We start from the raw sequence: 17496 nt of genomic DNA on the forward strand, positions 1-17496 counted from the left end.
TGGGTCATGGCCGAGCATGCGATGGAGTCCAAACTCCGGCCCGCAGTTGAGCTGTATACCGTGGCGATCTGCGTCGCCGCGGCGGTGTTATGTGTGTATTCGCCCTGGGCCGTGGCCCTATCACCCGAGATTGGTCTGATTGCGGCTCTGGCCTATGCCCTGTTCGGTTCGATCCGCCTCCGACAAGCCTGGGAGGTGTTGCGCTATCGGCGCAATATCCGCCGGCTGCCTCGCTACGAGCTGACCAGCCGGCAGATTCCGGTCAGCCGTAAGCGTCTGTTCATGGGCCGCGGCTTTCGCTGGACCCGCCTGCACACCCAGCGTTTGGTCGAGGCCCAGGATCCGGCCGTCGCTCACTACGTCGACCAACCGACCCGTTATCGCCTGGCACGTGGACTCGAACGTCGCCTAGAACATGCACCGTTTCCGCTCTCGACACTGGCCCGTGTCACGGCCTGGGACAGCGCCTTTAATCCGTTGCGCCCTTTACACCCAGTCGGTGGCTCTTCGCTGTTGCACGGGGTCGAACCCAACGAAACGGAAGTCAGTTTGCCCCTGGGTGAGCGGGTCGGACACACCCTAGTGCTGGGCACTACCCGTGTTGGCAAGACCCGACTCGCCGAGGTGTACATCACCCAGGACATTCATCGCATCGAAAATGAGGTGGTGATCGTCTTCGATCCGAAGGGCGATGCCGATTTGCTCAAACGCATGTACGTAGAAGCCAAACGCGCCGGTCGAGAAAATGAGTTCTATGTTTTCCATCTAGGTTGGCCGGAGATCTCCGCCCGCTACAACGCCGTGGGACGTTTCGGGCGCATCTCGGAAGTGGCGTCGCGCATCGCCGGACAGCTTAGTGGCGAAGGTAACTCAGCAGCCTTCCGTGAATTTGCTTGGCGTTTCGTCAACATCATCGCCCGAGCTCTGATTGAGTTGGGTCGACGTCCGGACTACCTGCAAATCCAACGGCACGTGGTCAACATCGACGCATTGTTCATTGAGTATGCCCAGCAATTTTTCGCCAGAACCGATCCGAAAGCATGGGAAGTAATCGTCCAGCTTGAAGGAAAGCTCACCGAGAAAAATATTCCCCGGCATATGGTGGGACGCGAAAAACGCGTGGTGGCCATCGAGCAGTACCTGGCGGTGAAGCGGGTATTTGATCCAGTAATGGACGGGCTGCGTTCGGCTGTACGCTACGACCGTACTTACTTCGACAAAATCGTTGCCTCGCTACTGCCGCTGCTGGAGAAACTCACCACCGGCAAGACCGCACAGTTACTGGCCCCCAACTACACCGATTTAGATGACCCGCGGCCGATCTTCGACTGGATGCAGATCATCCGAAAACGCGGCATCGTTTACGTCGGCCTGGATGCACTGACCGATGCTGAGGTGGCTGCCGCCGTCGGCAACTCCATGTTCGCCGACTTGGTCTCGGTCGCGGGCCACATCTACAAACATGGCATTGAGCATGGCCTACCCCAATCGGGCGGCAGCGGCGACAAGCTGCCGATCAACCTGCACGCCGATGAATTCAACGAGTTGATGGGCGATGAATTCATCCCGCTGATTAACAAGGGTGGCGGTGCCGGCATCCAGGTAACCGCCTACACCCAGACCCTCAGCGATATCGAGGCGCGAATTGGCAACCGGGCCAAAGCCGGTCAAGTGATTGGCAACTTCAACACCCTGCAGATGCTCCGAGTGCGCGAAACCGCTACCGCAGAGTTACTCACCAAGCAGTTGCCTATGGTGAATGTACTGACAAAGACGCTGGTATCCGGAGCCACAGACACCTCCGATCCTGAGGCCAATACAGACTTCACTTCGTCCTCGCAGGATCGCGTTAGCAGCACCAGTGTGCCGCTAATCGAGCCAGCACATATCGTCAGTTTGCCCAAGGGCCAAATGTTCTCCTTCCAGACCGGTGGGCAGCTCTGGAAAGTCCGCATGCCCTTACCAAAACCCTCCAACGATGACGCCATGCCCAAGGACCTGCAGGAACTCACTCAACGGATGCGGGCGGAGTACAACGCGCAGGCGGGGCAGTGGTGGAGCTCCAGCGGTGGCGGTCCAACAACTAACTTCGATTTGGATAAGGTGGGGTAGCCGCCCTCGCTACGGATTTTTATTTAGCAGAAAACTATCCAGAAGACGTGGTTACCACATCAACTCTGTAGCGCGCAGTGGAGCGAACAATGGCGACTTCCACCCAGAACACGCCGCCACAGCCGATCCAGCATCCAGGATTGATCGTCTCGGTGATCAGTCTGGTCCTGCGCATCGTCGGATTGCTGATCGCCTCGCTGCTGTTCTCGATCCTGATCGAGTTCGTCGGGCTGCTACTGTTTTGGGGCGATCAGGGTTGGCGGCACAGCCAAGACATGTTGACGAGCGAACTGGGCTGGCTCAGTGAGCATTTCAAAGCTTCACTCATCATCCAACAACCCGGACACACGATTGTCCAGTGGCTGGATTTTCTAAATCAGTGGCTGCTGGTCAAGACTGGCTTTGCGGATTTTGCTCAGCAGGTGCGTGTATCGAGCCAGGGCAACGGCTTCTGGAGCTGGATGAACCAGCTCTACGTGAGCATTGAGGATTTCGTGCTGGCGGCGGTGTACGTGACTTTTACCTTCGTAGTGCGCCTGACCATTCTAGTCCTGGCAACACCACTATTTTTGTTGGCTATGCTCACTGGTTTTGTCGATGGTTTGATGCGCCGCGACCTTCGCAAGTTTGGAGCCGGGCGAGAAAGCAGTTTTGTCTACCACCGCGCTAAACGAGCAGTGATACCCCTGCTGCTCGTGCCCTGGATCATGTACCTGTCCTTGCCCTTTTCGCTCAATCCCATGGCCGTTTTTTTGCCTAGCGCGGTGATGCTCGGAGTAACGACAGCTATCACCGCGGCGACGTTTAAAAAATACATCTGATAGAGCGTATTGTTGGCGTGTTAGACCATGCCGGTTAATTTAGCGAACACCGCAACGATGTAACCGCCAATAATAGACAAACCAACAATACCCCACGGCCGCTGCCACCAATCACCGCTAGGGGATGGCGGCATTGATTGCTGATAAAAATTGATTTGGCCGATCTGGTTTGCGTTGACCTGGGTTGCGGCCCCATTCTGCATCGAGCTGCGCCACTGGGCTTCCTCAAGACGTTCGAGCTGGACCTGAACACGCTCTCTGAGATGTCTAGCGGAAAGGAGCAACTGCTTTCCAACAATCATCACGCCCAGCAAGCCGAGAAACAGCAAATTTCCATAGCTGAGTGGTTTTTCTTGGCTGAGAGTAGGCGCGTTGTTCCATACAAAACCGATGAAGGGCGATGTGATCTGGTAAATGTCGGCTACCAAGTTTTGCATCAGACCACCCAAATGCCCAAAAATCTCTGAGTCAGCGAGTTTCTCCGCTTGACGGTGTAGAGAACTTAACAACGAGACAAAATAAAATAACGCACCGAAGACCATCAAGGAAAGGCCCACGCCCTGTCGAATACGATACCGCCGAATTGCTTGTTGGATGTTCACTCTTTGCACTCACTCTTTGTTAACTGAAGTCGTCGAAGCTTATCTGCGCCCCGACTAACGAGTTGTTAGCGGAACCAAACGTTAACGGCCGCTAATCGTTTTTCATGAGCAGTCGAGACCGTGCCAGTGGTCCCATCCCTTCATTTCTTCGCGTTTCATAGCCCTTAATACGATATCCGAGCCCGCAACAAGGTCAGGGGAGCATTCAAATAAAACGACGCAGCATTTTTCGTGTTTCTTACTGCTGGGCCCGTGCCGTTAGCTGAATGCTGACACCAATAATCAAACGGGCTGTCGCCATGCCATATACATTTTTCCGAAGCTGCTTTCTATTCCTACTGATCACATTCAATAGTGGCGGCTATGCGGCATCTGCTCATGAACAAGATCAGTTGAGTCTGATTTTGCAGCAATTCGACACTCTCGAACGCCTTGCAACGCAAGCTGAGGCAGCCAGCACGGCTGAACCCGACGATCGCTATCGCTTCGACTACTCCCGACTGATACGAGACTTGCAGAGCATCCGTTCTGGTGTGCGGGGCTATGTTTCCCCTTCCCGCGCTCAACCCCGCGATCCCGCTGAATTGGTTGGCAATTACCGCATCGACACCCCGTCTGCGGAGTCCTCGCCATGAGCATGACTGACGCCCAGATCGCAGCATTTCAAAACGCCTCCGGTTTCTCGGCACAGAGCAGTTCTACGCTGTGGCTGTCCCTGGTTCTCGTTCTGGCTTTGCTTTGGTGCGCCTGGGTGATGTGGACGGCTTACCGGGGGTGGGCCGCCGGGAGTGTGCGCTTTGGAGCCTTTGGCGGCAGCGCCGTGCGCGTCTTGCTCGCCCTGCTCGTATTGATGTTCTTCACCCTGTCCTAATCCAGGAGATCGCCGCCATGCTCAAGTGCCTTGCCCCTCTGAAAAACAATCTGCGTGATCGTGCGAGCCAACGCTTGATCGGTCTGCTGCTGCTTCTCGGTCCAAGTTTGGCTTTTGCCGAACTACCGACCATGGAAGCTCCCTCGCGCGGCGAAGGCTCCGGGTTGATCGAGACGATCAAAAACTACGCCTACGACGGCGGCATCCTGCTCGGTCTGCTGATCGCACTGCTGGCTTTCTTGGGGGTGGCCTGGCACTCGTTGACCGTGTACGCCGACGTGCAAAACCAGCGTAAGACCTGGAAGGACTTGGGTGCAGTGGTCGGTATTGGCGCCCTGTTGGTGGTGATCATCATCTGGTTCCTGACCAAGGCTGCCGCAATTCTGTGAGGTCGGAATGAACGACACTATCGAACGTCTGGCTGACGGTACCTTGGTCTTTCTGCCGGAGCGACTCAATCGCGATCCTGCCGTACTGCGCGGTTTGACCAATGATGAGATGTGGGTGGCGCTTGGCATCGGCGCCGTCATTGGCCTGCTGTTGGGCGTTCCTCTGGCGATCGCCACCGCCTCCATTGCCGTGGCACTGACCAACATAATCGCAGGCATGGCCGTGGTGCTATTGGCCGGTGGCACGCTACTGCGTCGGGCCAAACGGTCCCGCCCCGAGACCTGGCTGTACCGCAAACTCGAATGGGTACTCGCCAGCCGTTGGCGCCTGGGGCGCGGAAGTTTGATTCTCCACTCCGGCGCCTGGACGGTTCGCCGTTCGCGTCGAATGCGCCCTGCCCTGTCCCGGTGGCAGCCATGAGTCGTTTTCGGAACAAGGTCGATGCCCAACAAGCCCATATCTTCAGCCTGCGTCTGGCGGTAATGATCCTTGCCCTGGTCTGTGCCGGACTTTGGTATGGCTGGCGCTCGGCACCGACCGATCTGACCGTACATGTACCGCCAGATCTGCGCTCGGGCAGCACGCGCAAGTGGTGGGATATCCCCTCGGAGAATGTGTATGCCTTTGCCCTGTACATCTTTGGTCAGCTCAACCGCTGGCCCTCGGACGGAGAGCAGGACTATCGCCGCGCCATCTATGGCTTGCAGTCCTACCTGACACCCGCCTGCAAGGCCTTCCTCGACGGTGACTACGAGTACCGCAAGGCCGCCGGCGAGTTGCGCCAGCGGGTGCGTGGCGTCTACGAAATTCTGGGCCGCGGCTACAGCGAAGATCCGGAACTCAGGGTGAAGCAACTCGATCGCGACAGCTGGCTGGTCACCCTCGACCTCAATGCCGATGAGTATTACGCCGCCGAACCGGTGAAGCGGGTAATGGTGCGTTATCCATTACGGGTGGTGCGTTTTGATCTGGACCCCGAACGCAATAAGTGGGGGCTGGCACTGGATTGCTATCAGGGTACGCCGCAAAAACTCTCCCTGCCTGGAGGTGAGCCATGAAGCGTATTTCTACCCTGGGACTCACTCTCACACTGACGATATGGGGCGCTACAGCGCAGGCCGTCGAACTGATGCACTGGGGACGCCTACCGCTCGCGGTCCCGCTGGTGATCAATCAGGAGCGGGTGGTCTTTGTCGATGAGGATGTTCGAGTCGGTGTGCCCTCAACTCTGACCGGCAAGCTGCGCGTGCAATCCACCGGCGGCACGCTGTACCTGCGCGCGTCAGAAGCCATTGCACCTACCCGATTACAACTGCAATCGGTCGCGACAGGCGAGATCATCCTCTTGGACATTGCAGCCACGCCTGGCGACCAACCGCTGGAACCCGTGCGTATTATCAAGAATGCTCCGGTGCAGGCTACTGAGGCGGAATCCAGCACCGCCCCTGTTCCAGAGCGTACGCCGATCCCGGTCGCTTTGACGCGCTACGCCGCGCAAAGCCTGTACGCACCTCTACGTACCGTTGAGCCTCTGCCCGGCATACGTCGCGTCCCGCTCAAGCTGCGCACCGCACTGCCGACCCTGCTGTCGACTGAAAACGTGTCCAGCACGCCCATCGCCGCCTGGCGACTCGGTGATTACTGGGTGACGGCGGTGAAGTTACGCAACCTAGGTTCAGCGCCGGTGCAACTTGATCCGCGTCAGCTTCAGGCCAAGTTGTTCGCCGCGTCCTTCCAGCATGCTTTCCTCGGGCCTGTCGGCAGCCCTGAAGACACCACAATTGCCTACCTTATCACCCGCGGTGCCGGCCTCGAACACGCAGTGGTGCTCCCGCCCGTTGCGCGAGGTGCTGACGATGAAGGCTAACGCATTGCTCAAATGGTTGGTACCGGCTGCGCTGTTGGCCGTGGTGTTTATCATCCTGAAAAGCTGGGTAGCGGGTAGTACTCCCTCTCCAGAGCACGCAGTTGATCAGGGCAACCTTCAGTTATCCGCCGAGCAAGCCAAGTCGCTCGGTATTGCGGGTGATACCCCACGCGACACGGTTGCCACCTTGGTCGGCCAGGTGAAGGCCATGCGTAGCGACATGCTCGGCCTGAAAAAACACAACGATTCGCTGCAGACGGAGAACAACCGCCTTCGCGAGCGAGAAAACAGTGTTGATTCGCGAATCCAGACGGCGCTTGGCAGTGTGACCCAACAGGTCGACGAAGGTCGCCGACAGGCCAACGAAGCCCGACTCAAAGCAGAACAAGACAGTCGTCAGGCTCGCGGTCTGCTGACGCAACTGCAGGAACAGTTGTCGGGGCTGAGCGGCAAAGGCAAGGATATGCCGATCGGACTGGGGCTTGAGCCGGGCGACGGCGCTCAGTTCGATGGGCGGCATTCTGCCAACGATGCGCTGCAGTGGATTGAACCGTCGGATGCTCCCTCCACCGAAGCCCGAGGCAAATCCAAGACCTCCTCCGCACCGATTCTGCCTAATGCCTTCAACTCGCTCGAGAGTTTGAAGGACAATGCCATCGACCGCAGCCAAAAGCAGTTACGCGAGGTCACCAAGGGTGAGCGTGACATGACGCGATCCGGTGATCGTACCGAAGGTGCGAAGCCGGTCTACACCATTCCCGAAAATGCGACATTGATGGGCTCGGTCGCCATGACCGCGCTGATTGGCCGAGTCCCGGTGGATGGCACCGTGAATGATCCCTATCCATTCAAGGTGCTGGTCGGTCCGGAAAACCTGACGGCCAACGGCATCGACCTGCCAGACGTCGCGGGTGCTGTGATGAGCGGCACGGCGTCCGGTGACTGGACCCTGTCATGCGTACGCGGACAGGTCGAGTCGATCACTTTTGTGTTTACTGATGGCACCATCCGCACGGTGCCTCAGCCGAAAGCGGTATCCAGCCGCAATGCCTCCACCACCCAGAGCTCAAACACCGACAAGATCCGCGGTGGACTTGGTTACCTGTCCGATCCGTATGGCATTCCCTGCATCGCCGGCGACCGCCGCTCGAACGCCCAGCAGTACCTCGGTAGCCAGAGCCTGATCACTGCTGCCGGCGCGGGTGTCGCTGCCTTGCTCGGGAATGAGCAAAACAACAGCAGCGTGATCAGCTCTGGCGGCAGTGCCTTCGGGGTCACCAGCAGCAGTGGCAATAGCACACTGAACTCAATTCTCAGTGGTGGGGTCAGCGACATTCGCGAGTGGGTCAACAAACTGTATGGCGAAGCCTTTGCTGCCGTGTATGTACCACCTGCAGCACAGGTCGCCCTACACCTCGACCATGAGATCACCATCGACTACGAGCCCAAGGGCCGGAGCGTTCGCCATGAAAAAGATCCTACGTCTCTATCTGATCTGGATTAGCTTGCTCTGCTGGGTCCTGACGGGGTGTTCCACCGACAAGGACACACTTTTGCCGCATGGCGAGCAAACCATGCTGGACATCTGGAACGGCGCCGGCTCACAGGGTACTCAACAGCAACTGTTGGATGCTCGGCAACAGTTGCGTCGACCGTTGGCTCAAACAGATCTCTCCGCTGCGCTCCAGGAACCGTATACGCGTACAGCAGCGAACGAAATTCGCAACCTGTTCCCTCGCCTGCCCAATCCTGATTTGGTGATGTACGTGTATCCGCATCTGAGTGGTACCGAGCAGGCACCAGTGCCGGGGTACTCGACCGTCTTTCCATTCTACCAACGGGTGCAGTACGCACTGCCGGGTGAACGTCAGGAAAACCTGTAATGTGTAGCGACGATACGGGCAACTGCACGTCTGCATGGAAAGCCTGGCGCAACCCATTGCGCGCCCGCGCCACACTGGCCGATGAAGCTGCGCTCTATGCGCACAATCCCAGCTTCACCGATCATCTGCCGTGGGTCGAATACCTCGAAACCGAGCAGTGTTTTCTACTAGATGACAATCGCTCTGTGGGTGCGGTTTTCGAGCTACTGCCCATCGGTACCGAAGGGCGCGAACCCGATTGGCTGATGGCAGCCCGCGATGCCCTCGAGGATGCCCTGCAGGATAGCTTTGACGAGCTGGATCAAGCGCCTTGGGTGGCGCAGTTTTTCTGCCAGGACGACAATGACTTCACCTCCTATCTGACTTGGCTAACAGATTATATTCAGGACAGCGCCCGAGGCACAGTTTTCACCGAAGCATACCTGGAACTTATTCGCCGACATCTGAAAGCCATCTCCAAGCCTGGCGGCCTGTTCGAAGATAAGGCAATCACGCGCCTGCCCTGGCGAGGAAACAACCGTCGGGTGCGATTGGTGATCTATCGCTGGCTTGAGTCTGACGGTGAGGAGGCGGGACTCAACCCAGTGCAATCGCTGCAACAAACTTGCGAACGTGTCGCTGTTTCGTTGCAGGCGTGCGGGGTGCAATCGACGCGAGTCGATGGCCGAGGTTTGTATGCATGGTTGTTGCCCTGGTTCAATCCAGCCCCCAAGCTCACAGATGAATCGCCCGAAGACTTTTACCGCCGCGTGGCCTATCCGGGGTCTGACGAGAGCGAGTCGCTGGAACTACCTTTCGATCATGACTTTGCCGAACGGTTGTTCTTTAACGAACCGCGTTCGGACGTGCAGCATGGACTCTGGCTTTTTGATGATCACCCCCACCGGGTAATGGTCGTGGACAAGCTGCGCCGGGCGCCATTGATTGGTCAACTCACTGGCGAAATCCGCAAGGGCGACGCGGTGAATGCCCTTTTCGACCAGCTACCCGAAGGCACGGTGATGAGCCTGACCTTGGTGGTCAAACCGCAGGATGTACTCGAGGATCAGTTGAACCGTTTAGCCCGCAAAGCGATCGGTGAAAACCTTGCCTCGACCCAAGCCCGTCAGGATGTTGAAGAGGCTCGTGCGATCATCGGCCGTCAGCACAAGCTGTACCGCGGCACGATGGCGTTTTACGTGCGCGGTTACGATGAACAGCAACTGCGCCAGCGCTCGGTCAGCCTAGCCAATGCGCTGCTGGGTGCGGGCCTGCAGCCGGTACGCGAAGGCGATGAAGTCGCGGCCTGCAACAGCTACCTGCGTTGGTTACCGATGGCTTACAACCCAGCCCGCGACACACGTAACTGGTACACACGTCTGATGTTCGTCCAACACCTAGCAAACCTCGTTCCAGTCTGGGGACGCAGCATTGGCACCGGCCACCCGGGTATTACGCTGTTTAATCGTGGTGGGTCGCCTTTGAGCTTTGATCCGTTGTCACGTTTAGACAGGGCAATGAACGGCCATCTGCTGTTATTCGGCCCCACCGGCGCCGGCAAGTCAGCGACCCTAGTCACCTTGTTGATGCAGATCATGGCTATATACCGCCCTCGCCTATTTATCATAGAGGCTGGCAACTCGTTCGGCCTGCAGGGTGACTACTTCGCGACCCAGGGCTTGTCGATCAACAAGGTCCAATTGAAACCTGGTGCCCCGGTCAGTCTCGCCCCATTCGGCGATGCCTGGCGCCTGGTCAAACAACCGGATCAAGTGGCGAGTCTTTCCATTGATGAGTGGGACGATGAAGCAGTCGCCAGTCGAGAGGACCAGCGCGATGTGCTCGGCGAGTTGGAAATCACCGCTCGCCTGATGATCACCGGAGGCGAGGCCAAAGAAGAGGCGCGACTGAGTCGAGCTGATCGTAGCTTGATTCGTGAGTGTATTCTCGATGCGGCGCAAACCTGTGTCGCAACGAACAGTCAAGTACTGACCCGCGATGTGCGCAACGCTTTACTGCGCGTCGCCAAGGACTCGCGCTTACCGGAAAAGCGTCGCGAACGTGCACAGGAAATGGGCGAGTCCATCGATCTCTTTTGCCAGGGCTTCGAGGGTGAGCTCTTCGACCGTGAAGGCACTCCGTGGCCGGAGAGCGATGTGACCATCGTTGATCTCGCCACTTACGCTCGCGAAGGCTATGAGGCTCAGATGTCTATTAGCTACATCAGCCTGATGAACACCGTAAACAACCTCGCCGAGCGCGACCAGTACTTGGGCCGACCGATCATCATGGTCACCGACGAGGGGCATATCATTACCAAGAATCCGCTGCTGGCGCCTTTCGTGGTCAAGGGCACGAAGATGTGGCGCAAGCTCGGCGCCTGGTTCTGGCTAGCCACGCAAAACCTTGCGGACTTTCCCACGGCTGCGCAGACCATGCTCAACATGATCGAATGGTGGATTTGCTTGAATATGCCGCCCGCGGAGATTGAGGAAATCGCAAGGTTCAAAAAGCTCACGCCGGCGCAGAAAGCCTTGCTGCTTTCCGCTGGTAAGGAGCCGGGGAAATACACTGAAGGGGTCGTGCTATCTCAAAAAATTGAGACGCTGTTTCGGGCCGTACCACCCAGTCTTTATCTTGCCCTGGCGATGACGGAACCTGAAGAGAAGGCCGAGCGCTGGACACTGATGCAGGACCTCGGCTGCTCAGAACTGGAAGCAGCGTATCGAGTAGCTGAACGGATCGATAGCGCACGAGGGATAAACCCGAATAGGTGAGTCTATTTTGATCGCGCGCGCCCTAAAGCCAACGGCGGGTTATCGTGATGTTCCTTGAAGCCGCTGCTGAATCCTCAATAAGAATCCAGCTTCAAAAGCGTCTTGGCAGCAACCTGCGGGAAAGGTCTTGCGTGTTTGCGCTAGCTCCCACCACAGTGGAACGTCGCCGGGCGCATCTAGCCAAGCCTGAGCGCATTGCACGCCACGCTCAATCATTGAGGAAAATTCGCTACCCCACGGAGTCAGAAGACTTGGGCAACCATCCGCCGCTGGAATTGAAACGTAGTTTTCGTCCATACACACCTAAATTTCTGATTTATTTTTAGACGCAAAGTCCAGCTTCGAAAACTTTTAAGCGCTCGCTTACAGCCATAAGCCTTCAAATGGCATAGATCAGCACTAATGCAGACTATATCCCGTGGATTGAGAGTCCCTCAAGGCGCAATTTGCGCGCATGACTCAAGACTACGAACAGCTGCGTCTGCAACTGGCGGAAAACATCCGCTTGATGCGGCGCGTGAAAAACCTTTCCCAAGAGCAGCTCGCGCTAATGGCCGAGGTCGATCGCACCTACGTTAGTCAAATTGAACGATGCACGGGCAATCCGTCGTTGTTAGTTCTTTGTAAGCTCGCGAGCGTTTTCGAAATTACCGCAGATCAGTTACTTGTGGAACCCGAGGTACTGCGTAGCTCCCTTCACGTCAAATAATAGTCTTACGTATCACAAAGCCGATAGATTGGCCTTCATAATTTCCGCTGACAATCTCCAGCCCCTCACCGATTCTGCCCAGGCCATACATATTGAGCCTGGATTATGACTGCCGTCTATTCGTCAATATCGCCCGCAAGACTACGCCCCTTGGCGCTGAGCATCATGCTGGCATGCGGCCCAAGCGTGGCGCTGGACACCGGAAGCATCACGTCCTCCGTGCTTTCGCCAGACTGTCTCGAATACAGGGTCGTCGGCATTTGCTTCTGGCTACTCTGCACGCCATTCGGCTGCACAATCAAAACCTCGACCAAGGTTCGTCATTTCATTCCTGAACTGGTGGTCTCAAGCTACACCGCTACGGGCAATAACCCATGGACCGAGATGGCCACCCTCTCCTCTCCTATCAGCAGTGCGGAAGGTGGCGGCAATCTGATCACGCCGAGCGCTCAGCGCAACAACCTGCCCCGTTTCAAGAACGTTGATGGTATCGGCCACCCTGGCGGATGGGCAGCCACGCAACTGGCTTCGCAATCCGGCTACGCCTGCGCCAGCGGTGCAACTGCATTTATGCCCTACTACTTGAGTACCTTGGACTCACTGGCCTGGCGCCATGGGATACCGGAAAATTTCTACCCCGAGTCACTTGTGCCCGGTGCCCGCGAAGTCGGCAGTCAAGTCTTGGGAATCATGTGGGGAAACATTTATCCCCGGCAGGGTTTTCTGGTACAGCCCGACGATTTCAAGGCAGCCGCAGTCATGGCACAACGGGCCGGTGATGTGGTTACCCGAAACTGGCAGCCGCATGTGTACTTACCACTCACACCAGCCAAACGCGACGGCTACTGGCCACCTGGCCCGATCGTCGAAAACGACGCTTCGACCCACAAATGGCAATTGCTCTCCCCCCAAATTCAGCCCACGTGCGCCATCTTCCCCAGCAATCCAGCCCAGAGCGCGGATGGCGGCTACGCCTGGTCGCTTTGGCGTCCCTATAGCTGCTGCAAACGTGAGGGACAGACGTTTCTATTCAGCATCGACTTCGAAGGAGGTGCTTCATGAGTCGGCTTCTCGCACGACCATGGTTGGGCGCGATGAGTCTGTTGTTCTGTGGACTGTTTGCCATGGCCACGCATGCCCACTCCGCCGAAGGCGATTACCGCCTGGGCACTCAAGGCGAAGTGCTTGATGACCGCGTGATGTACACCATTGGTGGCGGCTCGGCAGTCGGTTCACCGAGTTCGCTCTATCGACCCAGTGGTCTCGGTGTCGGTGGTTCTTGGCGAGCGAACATGATGTGCGGAAACATGAGCCTCACCAACACCCTGCAAAACCAGCTGAACGGCGCCACCGAAGGTTTCCAGCAGATCATGGGCAGTATCGTGCAGAACGCGACCCAAGCCGTTATGTCGCTGCCGGCCTTGATCATACAGCGCGCCAACCCAGGTCTCTATGAGTTGCTAAGTAACGGGGTGATGCAGGGGCGCATCGACTTCGACCGCTCCAAGCTGACCTGCCAGGCCATGGCCGAAAAGATGGCGGACAAGGTCGGTCAAGCTGGCTGGGGCGCGCTGGCCAAGAACCAAGAAATGCAAGGTAATCTGGAGCAAACCGGCGGTGATGCGGTGGCCGCGGTGAAAAACACCGAGGCCCATAACGGCAACAATGGAGTGGCCTGGGTCGGCGGTTCAAAGGCCGGAGGTGATGGGCAGACGCCCATTCGTGTGACTTCCGACGTAGTGCGCGCGGGCTATAACCTGCTGCATAACCGGTCAGTAGATGACAGCACCTCAATCAATAGCAGCGACTGCTTAGGTGGGACTATTTGTCAGACCTGGGCTTCGCCCCAAGAGGAAGCCGAATGGGCCGTTCGCGTACTGGGCGAGAGCGAAGTCGCGACCTGTGACAGCTGCGAAACCCTGCGCGCGACCGCGGGTAGCGGATTGACGCCGTTGATCCAGGAGACCTACAGCGAGCGACTGAAATCCTTGCAAGGGTTGCTATCGGGCTCTCTGCCGCCTACCCCTGACAACCTTGCGAAAGCCTCGAGCCCAATGCTGCCGGTGACCCGTGGCGTGGTTGAAGCCCTGCGCGACGATCCCGACCAGGATCTGCTGGCACGACGCCTGGCCAGCGAGACAGCCTTGTCCAGCGTTCTCGACAAGGCGCTCCTGCTACTGCGTACGCTGCTGGCGGGCAGTCACGAACCGAACATCGCTTCCGCCGAGCCGGCGCAAATCGCCTTAACGAAAAACATCGACGCCCTGGAGCGCGAAATACGCCTGCTGCAGACCGAGATGCAGGTTCGCCAGATGCTGGCTACCAACACCGCCAGCCTTGTGCTCGATCGGCATGCCGGTGGTGCCGATGCTTCGCGTTCAGTCGAGCAAGGCGACCCCGAGCCCGGTCGACTCAATGATGCTGACGCCAGACGAAAGTAAGCCATGAAACGTTCACGGCTATTCACTTTGCTTTCAGGTCTGGGAATTACCGCGGCGATGATCCTGAGCGTCGCACTGGTCGCCTGGATCGGCCTCACTGCACTGGGTAGTTTCGAGGCCTGGCAGCAGGCATTCGCATCCGTAAGACCTTATCTGCGGTGGTGGCGTGCCTTGCTATACAGCGCCCTCTTTGCGATCTGGTGGGATCTACTTCGACGCTACCGACATCGACCACAGGATCGATTGCGCGTGAAGTGCATCGGAGCATTAGGGCTCGTGCTCGTTACTTGCGTCGAACTCACCCGACTGTGAGGCCACCACCATACTCATGAGCACCAACAGCTACCTCGAGTTTTACCTCTCTCTGCTGGCCTGGATCATCAATAACGGCCTCTGGAGTGTCCTGTCCGACACCGGGCTATTCGCCGCGCCCTTTGGTGCAATCATCTTGCAGGAATGGTTGTCTGCCCGTCAGCAAGGCGCGGATGAAGGCAACAAGGGACTGCTCTCGGTACCGCGGATCGAGAACCGGTTGTGGCTGGCCTACATCGTCGTGTTGTTCGGTTGCGCGCCTGTGTTTCCGTTGAGCCTCTCGTCAATGACGTTCGATGATGCGGCGAGTCAGCGCTGCGGCGTGAGTGTGGCCAAACCAGAAGAAACTGCCTGGGGGACGACCTTCAATACCATTGGCGGACGCTCTGCCAATGTGCCGATCTGGTGGTTCCTGGTACATGCCTTGAGCAAAGGCGTGACTGCGGCGGCCACCGCCTCCATCCCTTGCGCACCGGATATCCGACAAATGCGCATGGAGATCGACAGCTCGCGCATCGACAGTCAGGTCCTGCAGCAGGAAGTTGCCGACTTCACCCGCGACTGCTACGGCTATTCCCGCTCTCGGCTGTTCACCAACCGTCCGCAGTTGGACAAGGCACAAAGTCACGACGCGTCCTGGATCGGCTCAAGCTATTTTCTCGACACTCCGGGCTACTACGACACCGATCGCTCACGTACACCGCGCGTCAACTGGCCGTATGACGACAACCGCGATGTTTCCTTGCCGCGGTTGGAGAATGGCGCGGGCTACCCCACCTGCAAGCAGTGGTGGAGCGACAGTGGTGTTGGGCTACGCGAGCGCTTGATCGAGCAGGTCGATCCTTCGCTGCTGACTCAGCTGAAAGGTTGGTTGACTGGCCGTTCGAGCAACGAGATCGAAGATGCCACCTTGCGTCAGCTGGTCAGCCCGCGCCAGCAATCGATGTCCATGTCGCCCGGACAGGTGTATCAGGACTACGGCTCTAGCGCTCGTGGAGGTTCGATCAATCAGGGTCTCAATAACCTGGCCACCAATACTGGATTGGCACTGGGTTCCTTCAGTAATTTTCCCGCAATGAATGCGCTTCGCGCCGCCCTGCCGATGGTGCAGGCGTTCCTGATCATGGGCGTCATCATCAGCTTGCCGTTGATCCTGCTGGTCAGTACCTACCAGTTGAAGACCGTCATGACGGTGACGTTCGCGCTGTTCACCTTACACATGCTGAGCTTCTGGTGGGAACTGGCGCGCTGGGTCGACTCCAGCATGCTCGATACGTTGTACAACCAAGTTTCGGCTTCCAATCAGGTACTGTTGTCGCTGCCCACATCCGGCTTCATGGATGGGACTGTCACCGCGCAGGTGATCGAGTATGTGATGGGGGCGATGTTCATCGTGCTACCGATGCTGTTTCTCGGGGCAATGAGTTGGGCCGGATATAGCGTGGGTTCAGGCGTAGAAGGAATGCTCACCAGGGGAACCCACGCAGCACAGACAGCGAGCTCTAAAGGGACCTCTCAGTTGATGAGCGGTGCAAGAATTGTTTCGCGTAAATAGAGCTCAAAATAACCAATAGCCTACTTCAGAGAACCCCATTTATCGTAACGCTCAGGCCGAGACGGTCTATGCATTGGATCGTCGAGATCGTCACTACCTGGAGCGTCTGAACCCTGAAATGGGATAGCTGCTAATACGACAATTGTGCACATCAGCATAAACAACCAGAAGCTGACAAAAAGAAATGCTCCGAACAGAGCGAGCTTGGCAGTCAGAAAACTCCCGAGAACAAGAAATTTACTTGCGGGCACACCTGCGGCCTCCGCACGCTCAACCACGTGGGATTCAAAAGTTTTCAACCTAAGGTAACCACGCTTCACCGACAGACCACAGACATACGCCCAGCGGTGGGCACGTGAATTCTGAACAGGTTGTTGAGTCGGCATGGTCTCGCCCTCTTCTGAGCGTTTTCATGGTTGAGCCTTGAGGAATAGCCTACTACCGAAAACGGCCCATGCCTGACCGTATATCAGTTTCCCCGGTCGAAAAATCCTCATTGGAAGCCAGAAGACAAGTCCCGTGAACCAGCGTCTCTACAGTGATTGACCCAGATAAATCGTACGATTAAATACAAGGTACGGATCGCTGTTATCGACAGCACTTTCCCAGGTAGCCAGAACCTTCAAGGCTACGTCACTTCGATGATGGTTCTTCCCAAGTGCGATTAGCGTTCGGTGGCTCGCACGGTGACCGTTGCCGCGGTGATGAACGCCTACGCCTCATCTAAGTGCCTTCCGAGCTTCGCTCGCCAGGCAAGCTTCTTGTTTTTCTTCAACCCACTGCAGGGAAATCTTTCCCCGCGCGGGACAGGTTTCTTCGAGTTTTCAACGGAGACATACCATGCCCGACTCACTTACACCGGAAATACTGAACACCCTTCGGTTACCCATCGTGTTCACACCTGGCGCGTGGCAACGTGCTGTACTGCTCGAGCAATCCGATCATGCTGAGAAGCTGCAGGTCGATCGGTTGAGCCACGTGTTGCGCGCAGCCTTCGAAGCCCACCTGGCCTATCCACATAAGTCTTACGTGCTGTTCGAGGTAATGCATATTGAACCAGCCGATCACTTAGACCACGACCCGTTGCTGCAATTGAGTCTGAGCTTACTCCAAGAACCGGGTCAACCTGGCGCCTTGCTGATCGCGCTTGCAGGAGAACAGCGCTAAGCGCAATGGG

General features: G+C 57.3%; 20 protein-coding genes. 17 read left to right on the top strand and 3 right to left on the bottom strand.

The window, feature by feature from the left end; genetic code table 11:
- Positions 1-6: 6 nt before the first annotated feature.
- Both traD and DNK50_RS21665 read left to right on the top strand, forming a co-directional pair.
- On the top strand, positions 7-2112 hold the full coding sequence (gene traD, locus DNK50_RS21660; protein ID WP_112196206.1) for a type IV conjugative transfer system coupling protein TraD: 2106 nt from the start codon (positions 7-9) through the stop codon (positions 2110-2112).
- A gap of 89 nt (positions 2113-2201) precedes the next feature.
- On the top strand, positions 2202-2933 hold the full coding sequence (locus tag DNK50_RS21665; RefSeq protein WP_112196207.1) for a TIGR03747 family integrating conjugative element membrane protein: 732 nt from the start codon (positions 2202-2204) through the stop codon (positions 2931-2933).
- A 20-nt stretch (positions 2934-2953) separates the two neighbouring features.
- On the opposite strand, the gene DNK50_RS21670 is transcribed toward DNK50_RS21665, so the two are convergent.
- Positions 2954-3535, bottom strand: a complete 582-nt coding sequence (locus tag DNK50_RS21670; protein ID WP_112196208.1) for a YniB family protein — start codon at positions 3533-3535, stop codon at positions 2954-2956.
- Positions 3536-3834: 299 nt separating this feature from the next.
- Here DNK50_RS21670 and DNK50_RS21675 point away from each other — a divergent pair, with 299 nt between their 5' ends.
- The 9 genes from DNK50_RS21675 to DNK50_RS21715 are packed head-to-tail and all read left to right on the top strand — an operon-like array spanning position 3835 to position 11302.
- Complete coding sequence (locus tag DNK50_RS21675) at positions 3835-4170, top strand: RAQPRD family integrative conjugative element protein (RefSeq protein WP_112196209.1); 336 nt, start codon at positions 3835-3837, stop codon at positions 4168-4170.
- Positions 4167-4406 (top strand): TIGR03758 family integrating conjugative element protein, encoded by a 240-nt coding sequence (locus DNK50_RS21680; RefSeq protein WP_112196210.1) that lies wholly within the window; start codon positions 4167-4169, stop codon positions 4404-4406. Before DNK50_RS21675 ends, DNK50_RS21680 begins: the two co-directional genes overlap by 4 nt.
- A gap of 17 nt (positions 4407-4423) precedes the next feature.
- Positions 4424-4795 (top strand): TIGR03745 family integrating conjugative element membrane protein, encoded by a 372-nt coding sequence (locus tag DNK50_RS21685; RefSeq protein ID WP_112196211.1) that lies wholly within the window; start codon positions 4424-4426, stop codon positions 4793-4795.
- Positions 4796-4802: 7 nt separating this feature from the next.
- Positions 4803-5216: a TIGR03750 family conjugal transfer protein gene (locus DNK50_RS21690; RefSeq protein ID WP_112196212.1), complete on the top strand. Its 414-nt coding sequence runs from the start codon at positions 4803-4805 to the stop codon at positions 5214-5216.
- Positions 5213-5854 carry a PFL_4703 family integrating conjugative element protein gene (locus DNK50_RS21695; protein WP_112196213.1) on the top strand — a complete coding sequence of 214 codons (642 nt, stop codon included), beginning with the start codon at positions 5213-5215 and terminating at the stop codon, positions 5852-5854. The genes DNK50_RS21690 and DNK50_RS21695 overlap by 4 nt, the downstream gene beginning before the upstream one ends.
- Complete coding sequence (locus DNK50_RS21700) at positions 5851-6663, top strand: TIGR03749 family integrating conjugative element protein (protein WP_112196214.1); 813 nt, start codon at positions 5851-5853, stop codon at positions 6661-6663. The genes DNK50_RS21695 and DNK50_RS21700 overlap by 4 nt, the downstream gene beginning before the upstream one ends.
- Positions 6653-8167 carry a TIGR03752 family integrating conjugative element protein gene (locus DNK50_RS21705; RefSeq protein ID WP_112196215.1) on the top strand — a complete coding sequence of 505 codons (1515 nt, stop codon included), beginning with the start codon at positions 6653-6655 and terminating at the stop codon, positions 8165-8167. Before DNK50_RS21700 ends, DNK50_RS21705 begins: the two co-directional genes overlap by 11 nt.
- Positions 8130-8546, top strand: coding sequence for a TIGR03751 family conjugal transfer lipoprotein (locus tag DNK50_RS21710; RefSeq protein ID WP_073162528.1), 417 nt, complete (start codon positions 8130-8132; stop codon positions 8544-8546). Before DNK50_RS21705 ends, DNK50_RS21710 begins: the two co-directional genes overlap by 38 nt.
- Entirely contained in the window at positions 8546-11302 is a 2757-nt protein-coding gene (locus tag DNK50_RS21715) for a conjugative transfer ATPase (RefSeq protein ID WP_112196216.1), read from the top strand. Before DNK50_RS21710 ends, DNK50_RS21715 begins: the two co-directional genes overlap by 1 nt.
- Before the next feature lie 39 nt (positions 11303-11341).
- On the opposite strand, the gene DNK50_RS21720 is transcribed toward DNK50_RS21715, so the two are convergent.
- The gene (locus DNK50_RS21720; RefSeq protein ID WP_073162531.1) at positions 11342-11599 is read right to left on the bottom strand and encodes a LasR-specific antiactivator QslA; all 258 of its coding nucleotides are present in this window, start codon (positions 11597-11599) and stop codon (positions 11342-11344) included.
- Between the two features lie 157 nt (positions 11600-11756).
- On the opposite strand from DNK50_RS21720, the gene DNK50_RS21725 reads away from it, so the two are divergent.
- The 5 genes from DNK50_RS21725 (at position 11757) to DNK50_RS21745 (ending at position 16319) form a co-directional block, all read left to right on the top strand.
- Entirely contained in the window at positions 11757-12011 is a 255-nt protein-coding gene (locus DNK50_RS21725; RefSeq protein WP_112196217.1) for a helix-turn-helix domain-containing protein, read from the top strand.
- 105 nt (positions 12012-12116) lie between these two features.
- Complete coding sequence (locus tag DNK50_RS21730) at positions 12117-13073, top strand: TIGR03756 family integrating conjugative element protein (RefSeq protein ID WP_112196218.1); 957 nt, start codon at positions 12117-12119, stop codon at positions 13071-13073.
- Positions 13070-14452, top strand: a complete 1383-nt coding sequence (locus tag DNK50_RS21735; protein ID WP_112196219.1) for an integrating conjugative element protein — start codon at positions 13070-13072, stop codon at positions 14450-14452. The genes DNK50_RS21730 and DNK50_RS21735 overlap by 4 nt, the downstream gene beginning before the upstream one ends.
- A gap of 3 nt (positions 14453-14455) precedes the next feature.
- On the top strand, positions 14456-14764 hold the full coding sequence (locus tag DNK50_RS21740; protein WP_073162538.1) for a hypothetical protein: 309 nt from the start codon (positions 14456-14458) through the stop codon (positions 14762-14764).
- A gap of 10 nt (positions 14765-14774) precedes the next feature.
- On the top strand, positions 14775-16319 hold the full coding sequence (locus DNK50_RS21745) for a conjugal transfer protein TraG N-terminal domain-containing protein (RefSeq protein WP_112196220.1): 1545 nt from the start codon (positions 14775-14777) through the stop codon (positions 16317-16319).
- A gap of 20 nt (positions 16320-16339) precedes the next feature.
- On the opposite strand, the gene DNK50_RS21750 is transcribed toward DNK50_RS21745, so the two are convergent.
- Positions 16340-16705: a DUF3742 family protein gene (locus DNK50_RS21750; protein WP_112196221.1), complete on the bottom strand. Its 366-nt coding sequence runs from the start codon at positions 16703-16705 to the stop codon at positions 16340-16342.
- A gap of 454 nt (positions 16706-17159) precedes the next feature.
- Here DNK50_RS21750 and DNK50_RS21755 point away from each other — a divergent pair, with 454 nt between their 5' ends.
- Positions 17160-17486 carry a hypothetical protein gene (locus tag DNK50_RS21755; protein ID WP_073162545.1) on the top strand — a complete coding sequence of 109 codons (327 nt, stop codon included), beginning with the start codon at positions 17160-17162 and terminating at the stop codon, positions 17484-17486.
- Positions 17487-17496 lie beyond the last annotated feature (10 nt).

This window comes from Pseudomonas sp. LG1E9 (assembly GCF_003290225.1).
GTDB classification, from domain to species: Bacteria; Pseudomonadota; Gammaproteobacteria; order Pseudomonadales; family Pseudomonadaceae; genus Aquipseudomonas; species Aquipseudomonas cyclaminis.